Source organism: Cobetia sp. (genome assembly GCF_983723665.1).
This window is the reverse complement of sequence record NZ_CFDJES010000049.1, coordinates 14,202-21,811: the sequence shown is the minus strand read 5'-3', so window position 1 is coordinate 21,811 and position 7,610 is coordinate 14,202. Positions and strand designations below refer to the sequence as shown.

Here is a 7,610-nt window from a genome sequence, read left to right as displayed (position 1 = left end):
CGCCCGAAGGCGGGGTGGTCCTCCACACGCCCGGCATGGCTGAGGGGAGGGCACTCGGGACGCTCGACAGGGCGCAACGAGATAACAAGAGCATAGCGTTGTGTGACGGCGTTGGCTAACGCCAAAATCGCTATTGCACCGCAACAATCAAGGACTTGAAGCGTTTTTGGCGCTGCGAGGGCAAATTTTCCGTCGCGGGTCGTGCGTCGAGTGTCTTCAGCGCGTCGGGTCGAGCAGCACACGACCGCTGACGCGTCCGTCGATCATCGCCTCGGCGCGTTCGGCGAGGCCTTCCAGGCCGACCGTCTCGAGCTGCATCTGGGCGTGCATCTCGTCCGGCAGGTCGGCCAGACGCTGCCAGACCTTTTGGCGGCGTTCGGCGTTGATCATGACGCTATCGACGCCCAGCAACGAGACACCGCGCAGGATGAACGGCATCACGCTGGTGGGCAGGTCGGCGCCCGCCGCGAGGCCCACGGCCGCCACCTTGCCATCGTAATTCATCTGCGCCAGCAGATTGGCCAGCACCTGGCCACCGGCGGTATCCACGGCGCCTGCCCAGCGGCTCTTCTCCAGCGGACGGCCCTTGTCCTCGAAATCACTGCGCAGATGGACTTCGCTCGCGCCCAGTGACTCGAGCCATTCGCGCTGCTCGGCCTTGCCGCTGACCGCGTGAACCTCGAAGCCTTGCCCAGCCAGCATCTGCACGGCCCAGCTGCCGACCCCACCGGTGGCGCCGGTGACGATCACCGGGCCCTGCTCGGGCGTCAGGCCGGCCTCCTCGAGACGCATCACGCATAGCATGGCGGTCAGGCCGGCGGTGCCGAAGGCCATGGCCTGCTCGGCGCTCAGATTGGCGGGGCGCTTGACCAGCCACTCGGGCTTGACGCGCATGCGCTCGGCCAGGCCGCCCCAATGGCGCTCGCCCACGCCCCAGCCGGTCAGGAGGACCTCATCGCCCGGCTGATAGTCCGGCGAGTCGGAGGCCTCGACGCGTCCCGCGAAATCGATGCCCGGCACGAAGGGCAGCTCGCGAACGATCTTGCCACGGCCGGTGATGGCCAGCGCGTCCTTGTAATTGAGTCCGGAACGCTCGATGGCCACCGTGACAGGCAGGTCAGGTAGCTGATCATCGGAGAGGTCGACGACTCGGGCGCGAGGTGTCTCTTCGTGCAGCATCAGTGCGCGGGACATGGCTGTCTCCTTGTGGATGGCGTTGGTGTTGGCGGTCTTCCTGCTTGAAGGTGTCACGGCGTCTGATCGAGACGCGTCATCTCACAGTGCCTGCAAGCGACGCTGTGGGGAAGTCTCGCGATATCGACATTGGGATGAGACTGACGCAACCGGGGCCAGCCGGAGGTGCGGCTGGCCCCGGTAACAGGAGGTGCTGACTAGATGAAGCTGCGCACGGTGGCCAGCCCGACCAGCGTCATCAGCACCGTGTAGGGCAGCGCCATCCACACCATGCGCCCGTAGGAGAGCCTGACCAGCGGCGCGATGGCGGAGGTGAGCAGAAACAGGAACGCCGCCTGGCCGTTGGGGGTCGCAACGCTGGGCAGGTTGGTGCCGGTGTTCACCGCGACCGCCAGCGCATGGAAGTGCTCGCGGCTGATATTGCCGGCCACGAACTCGTTCTTGACCTGGGTGATGTATACCGTGGCCACGAAGACATTGTCCGAGATGGCCGAGAGCAGGCCGTTGGCCAGAAACAGCGCGCCGGCCTGTTCCTCGATGGGCAGACTCAGTACCCACTGGATGAACGGCTGGAACAGATGCTGCTCGTGGATGACCGCGACGATGGTGAAGAACACCACCAGCAGCGAGGTGAAGGGCAGCGATTCCTGGAAGGCGCGGCCGATCTGATGCTCATCGGTGATGCCGTTGCCGGCGGTCAGCAGGATGATCACCGCCAGCCCGATCAGCCCGACTTCTGCCATGTGCAGTGCCAGCGCCAGGACCAGTAGCACGGCCACCACGGCCTGCACGATCAGCGCGGCGCGTTCCCGCGGCGTGCGCCGTGAATCCTGGTGATGGTCATAATCCTCGAGAATGCGTCGTACGCTGGCGGGAAGGCGCTGGCCGTAGCCGAACCAGCGGCCACGCTCCAGCAGCACGCACAGGGCGAGGCCGGCGAAGAAGGTCGGCACGGTGACCGGCGCCATGGCGAGGAAGAAGTCGATGAAGTCCCATTCGGCGGCCTTGGCGATCACCAGATTCTGCGGCTCGCCGATCATGGTGCTGACGCCTCCCAGCGCGGTTCCCACCGCGCCATGCATCAGCAGCGAGCGCAGAAAGCCGCGGAAATCCTCGAGGTCTTCACTGTGCACGGCCTCGACGCTGACATCGTTGGCATGGTCATGCTGGGTATCGAAATGCTTGCCCGAGGCCACCTTGTGGTAGACGGAGTAGAAGCCCACCGCGATGCCGATGATCACCGCCGTCACCGTCAAGGCATCGAGAAAGGCGGACAGCAGGGCGCTGGAGAGACAGAACATCAGCGACAGCCAGGTCTTGGAGCGCACGCCGAGGATGATCTTGGTGAAGGCATACAGCAGCAGCGGCTTCATGAAGTAGATGCCGGCCACCATGAACATCAGCAGCAGGATCACCGGCAGGTTGCGCTCCATCTCCTGCATGATGGCCTCCGGCGAGGCCATGCCGATGACGACGGCCTCCAGCGCCAGCAGACCGCCTGGCTGGAGGGGATAGCACTTGAGCGCCATCGCCAGCGTGAAGATGAATTCCCCCAGCAGCAGCCAGCCGACGATCACGCCACCTTGCGGACCGCTGAACCACAGCAGCAGCGGATTGGTGATCAGAAACAGGCACATCAGCTGCTTGTACCAGCGTGGCGACTGGCCGAGGAAGTTGCGCGCCAGTCCGCGGCTGAGCGTCTGGCGTGTGTCGTGTGATAGCGAAGGCATGGGCAGTTCCCGGCGTTGATTTGTTGTTGTTGGAGGACGGGATCGGCAATGCCGCTTCAGCGCGTGCTTTGCTATCATCGCCGCCGTCATCGAGCGCCTGGCGGTATTAGAGCACGCCCGTCGATGAGGTCTCGGGTAGCCTTTGGTCGTGAAAATCGCGCAGGCAGCGCTGCGCTGTCGCTGGCCGGTGTGCTGCGAGCTCTCCCGAGGCGTGTTGCTGGCAGACGTCGTCCGATTGAAAGATCGGCCTTTGCAGCCTCCGTGCTGCTTCTGTACGAGACCCGAAGATGAAATCACGGCATACCGGCTTGACCCACCTCAAGCATTCCGCGCGTTACTCGCTCAAGGGCCTCAAGGCCGCCTGGAGCAACGAAGAGGCCTTCCGCCAGGAGATCGTGCTGTGCGCCTTGCTGCTGCCGTTTGCCTGGTGGATCGGTGACTCGCATGTCGAGTGGCTGCTGCTGGTCGGCTCCACGCTGATCGTGCTGATGGTCGAACTGCTCAACTCGGCGGTGGAATCCGCGATTGACCGCATCGGCCCGGAATTCCATGAGCTGTCCGGGCGCGCCAAGGACATGGGCTCGGCGGCGGTCATGATCAGCCTGATCTTCGCTGGCCTGACCTGGGGCACCTTGCTCTACGACAAGCTGTTCGGCTGAGCGACCAGCCCCGACCACATCAATGAAAGGGGTCGGCGGGCAGGCCGTGTCATGTGCCTGCGGCCTCCGTTATGCTGAGGGCTGGATCGAAGGAGACGACCATGCCCCAGCCATCCCCCGCGCAGTCCCGCCCACTGTTGCCCGCTGATTTCCTTGCGCCGTCATCGCTGCTGGCCGAGCAGTCGACTGACAGCCGTGCCACGCTCGAGAGCGCCTTGTGCGCCGCCCAGGAGCGTCTCGAAGAGAGCCTGACCCAGGCTGAGAACCTCAGCGAGATGCGTGGCGATGACAGCTCACCGCTGGCGACCTTCCTGGCCCTCGATGAGCGTCAGCGCAGCCAGCTGGGACGTCTGATCACGCTGTCCGACTTCGCGCTGGAGACGTTGTGCCGCCGCCCTGAACTGCTGTCCGAGCTGCTCGAGAGTGGCGAGCTGGAGCGCGCCTTGCCGGTCGCCCAGCTCACTGAGCGTCTCGCTGCCGGCCTCGCCAGCGCCGAAGATGAGAAGGCGATGCAGCAGGTGCTGCGGCGCTTCCGCCAGCTGCGCATGCTGGGCATCGTGTGGCGCGACCTCAACGGCGCCGACATGTGGCAGACCGCAGCGGCGGTCTCGCACCTCGCCGAAGTCACTCTCGAGGGCGCGCTTGGCTGGCTGGAAGCCTCGCTTGAGCCGCGTTACGGCCGCCCCGCGCCGGACCGCTTCGGCGAGCCGCAGCGGCTGGTGGTGCTCGGCATGGGCAAGCTGGGCGCCGGCGAGCTCAACCTCTCCTCCGATATCGACCTGATCTTCGCCTTCCCCGACAAGGGCGAGACGTCAGGTGGCCGCAAGTCATTGGATCATCAGGAATATTTCACGCGTCTCGGCCAGAAGCTGATTGCCGCGCTGGACGCGATGACCGCCGATGGCTTCGTGTTTCGCGTCGACATGCGGCTGCGTCCGCTGGGGGACGGCGGGCCACTGGTCGGCAGTTTCTCGATGCTGGCCAGCTACTATCAGGATCAGGGCCGCGAATGGGAGCGTTACGCGATGCTCAAGGCGCGCCCGGTGGCGGGCAGCGTCGCTGCCGGCGAGCGCCTGATCGCGCATCTGCGGCCCTTCGTCTATCGCAAGTATCTGGATTTCGGTGCCATCGAGTCGCTGCGCGAGATGAAGGCGATGATCAATCGCGAGGTCAAGCGGCGCGGGCTGTCCGACAACATCAAGCTCGGCTCCGGCGGCATTCGCGAGGTGGAGTTCGTCGCCCAGGCCTTCCAGCTGATTCGGGGCGGGCGTGAGTCGGAATTGCAGGTCACTTCACTCAAGCAGGCCTTTGCGCGCCTGCCAGCCCTGGGCTTGCTGCCGCAGGCGGTCGTGGATGAGCTGGTGCCGGACTACGTCTTCCTGCGCGATCTCGAACACGCCCTACAGGCCCAGGCCGACCGCCAGACCCAGACACTGCCGCTGGACCCGCTGGGCCGCGAGCGTCTCGCGCTGGCCATGAAGCTGCCCGATTGGGAGGCGCTCACCGCGCGCCTGGAAGAGGTGCGTACGCGCATCCGCCATCATTTCGACAACGTGATCGCCGCGCCGGAAGACGACGAGGCCGAGCAGGGCGAAGGCCAGCAGGCGCTGGATGAGTGGCGAGCACTGTGGCGTGGCGAGCTGACGGCCGAGGAGGGCGAGGCACTGCTCGCCGAGAGCGGCTTTGAGAGTGCGGCCGAGAGTTTCCGGCGTCTCGACAGCCTGCGGCGGTCACGTGCAGTGCAGGGCATGCAGCGCATCGGCTTTGATCGCCTCGATGCACTGATGCCGCCATTGTTGCAGGCGCTGGGCTCGGCGGCGGGCGACCCCGAGAAGCCCGGCGAGCACGATGCCAGCCGAGTGCTGGAGCGCGTCTTGTCGCTGATCGAGGCGGTGCTACGCCGGACGGCCTATCTGGCGCTGCTGCGCGAGAACCCGGATGCGCTGGCGCAGTTGATGCGCCTGTGTGCGGCCAGCCCGTGGATCGCCGAGCAGCTGGCGCGCTATCCGGTGCTGCTCGACGAGCTGCTGCACCCGCATAACCTGTACTCACCCGCCGACAAGACGCGCCTCGCCGATGAGCTGCGCACTGCGCTGTCGCGCATTCCCGAAGATGATGAAGAGGCGCTGCTCGAGGCCTTGCGGGTGTTCCGCCACGCCCAGGTGTTGCACGTGGCGGCCTCCGATATCGCCGGTGCCCGCCCGCTGATGAAGGTCAGTGACTATCTGACCTTCATCGCCGAGGTGGTGCTGGAACAGGTGCTGGCGATGGCGTGGAAGACCCTGACCCGCAAGCATGGCTTCCCCATCGGGCGCGATGGCCAGCCGATCACCGGCGACAGCCTGAGTGGCAGCTTCGTGATCGTCGGCTACGGCAAGCTGGGTGGCATCGAGCTGGGCTATGGCTCGGATCTGGATCTCGTCTTCCTGCATGATGCGGCCAGCAAGGGCCAGACGGACGGCCCGCGGCCGCTGGACAACCCGCTGTTCTTCACGCGTCTGGGGCAGCGCATCATCCACCTGCTGACGGCGGTGACGCCGGCCGGTGCGCTCTACGAGGTCGACATGCGCCTGCGCCCGTCGGGCAACTCGGGACTGCTGGTCTCGAGTCTGGCGGCCTTCCGGGATTATCAGCTCACGCAAGCCTGGACCTGGGAGCATCAGGCGCTGGTGCGCGCGCGGGCCGTGGCGGGAGACCCGGCGCTGGCGCTGGCCTTCGAGGAGGTGCGCCGTGAGGTGCTCGGTCAGCAGCGGGATGAGAAGACGCTGCGCCAGGAGGTGATCGCCATGCGCCACAAGATGCGTGACCACCTGGGCAGCAGCGCCAAGGACCGCGAGGCCGGCCAGTTCCACCTCAAGCAGGACGCCGGCGGCATCGTCGACATCGAGTTTCTCGCCCAGTACTGCGTGCTGGCGCTGAGTCATCAGGTGCCAGCTCTGCTCGAGTGGAGCGACAACATGCGGCTGCTGGAAACCCTCGAGTCCTGCGGACGGCTGCCGGGCGAGCAGGCCGGTGAGCTGCGCGAGGCCTATCTGGCCTATCGCGATGTCAGTCATCGCCTGGCGCTGGAGAAGCACGGCAGCCTGATGCGGCTGGAGCAGCACCCGGTGATTGCCGCCCACCGTGAGCGGGTCATCACCCTCTGGCAGGCACTGCTGGGCGAGGACCAGGTCAGTCACGAGGGAGTTTAACGCCAAATCAATGCTCGCAATCCCCTGTCGCTGTCCCCAAGAAAGGGTGCACCAGACAACGTTGACAGGGGAGGTCAGCATGATGGAGTGGATTGCGAATCACTCGAAAACCATCTCGGCGATTGCCAGTATCGGCTCGTTCTTCATCTGGCTGGTCTACGCGCAGCTGCTGTATCACAACTTCCGTCGCCAGCGTCGCCCGCGAGTGCTGATCAATCGCGGCAAGTCCAAGGGTATCGACAGTCTGTGCATCGTCAGCAACATGAGTGCCGAATCGATCTTCATCGAGCACATCATCGCCAGGCTGGATACCAGTCATGGCAGCCTGCTGATGGATGTCACCGAGTTCGAACGCAGCTATCAGGAAGGTGACGAGCAGGGTAACAATCAGCAGGACGGCGACAGCGAGCAGTCCGCGCAGGAGGCTTCCAGCAGCAGTGAATGGCGTATCTCCGATACCACGCGTCAGGGGCCGCTGGGCTCGGGCGACTTCCTGCATATCGGGACTTTCTCTGAAGTCATCGAGCGCATGGCGCGCCGCAATGGCATCTCGCTCGATGGTCACTGGCCCAGCAATGAGCAGCTGGAATTCCAGCGCCTGACGCTGAGCATCATCGGTATCTATGGCAGTGAGGACCATCCGATCGGCGTCGAGCGTGCCTTCCGCCTGCACGATGCCAATGGAGAATGTGCGCTGGTACCGGAGCGCTGGGATTCCAATCGCCTGTCATCACGCAGGCAGCGTCACAAGTTGCGCAAGCTTTTGAATCGCATCAGTGGGGAGGACATCAGCGAGCAGTCCACCTTCCAGCCCCCGAGTGACGAGGAGTCGCGCA

Annotated in this window: 5 protein-coding genes; 3 read left to right on the top strand and 2 right to left on the bottom strand. The window is 65.1% G+C overall.

The genetic code is table 11. The annotated features are described in order from the left end of the window. Positions 1 to 216: 216 nt before the first annotated feature. A complete protein-coding gene (locus tag AC4FAH_RS06985; RefSeq protein WP_279834640.1) occupies positions 217 to 1,194 on the bottom strand; it encodes an MDR family oxidoreductase in 978 nt (325 codons plus the stop codon). Positions 1,195 to 1,391: 197 nt separating this feature from the next. After that, positions 1,392 to 2,924, bottom strand: a complete 1,533-nt coding sequence (gene nhaB / locus AC4FAH_RS06980; protein WP_043334613.1) for a sodium/proton antiporter NhaB — start codon at positions 2,922 to 2,924, stop codon at positions 1,392 to 1,394. Positions 2,925 to 3,211: 287 nt separating this feature from the next. On the opposite strand from nhaB, the gene AC4FAH_RS06975 reads away from it, so the two are divergent. The 3 genes from AC4FAH_RS06975 to AC4FAH_RS06965 form a co-directional block, all read left to right on the top strand. Next, positions 3,212 to 3,583: a diacylglycerol kinase gene (locus AC4FAH_RS06975; RefSeq protein WP_043334615.1), complete on the top strand. Its 372-nt coding sequence runs from the start codon at positions 3,212 to 3,214 to the stop codon at positions 3,581 to 3,583. A gap of 101 nt (positions 3,584 to 3,684) precedes the next feature. Continuing rightward, complete coding sequence (gene glnE / locus AC4FAH_RS06970; protein ID WP_490245808.1) at positions 3,685 to 6,774, top strand: bifunctional [glutamate--ammonia ligase]-adenylyl-L-tyrosine phosphorylase/[glutamate--ammonia-ligase] adenylyltransferase; 3,090 nt, start codon at positions 3,685 to 3,687, stop codon at positions 6,772 to 6,774. A 79-nt stretch (positions 6,775 to 6,853) separates the two neighbouring features. Beyond that, on the top strand, positions 6,854 to 7,610 hold a 757-nt coding region (locus tag AC4FAH_RS06965; protein WP_490245807.1), incomplete at its 3' end, for a hypothetical protein.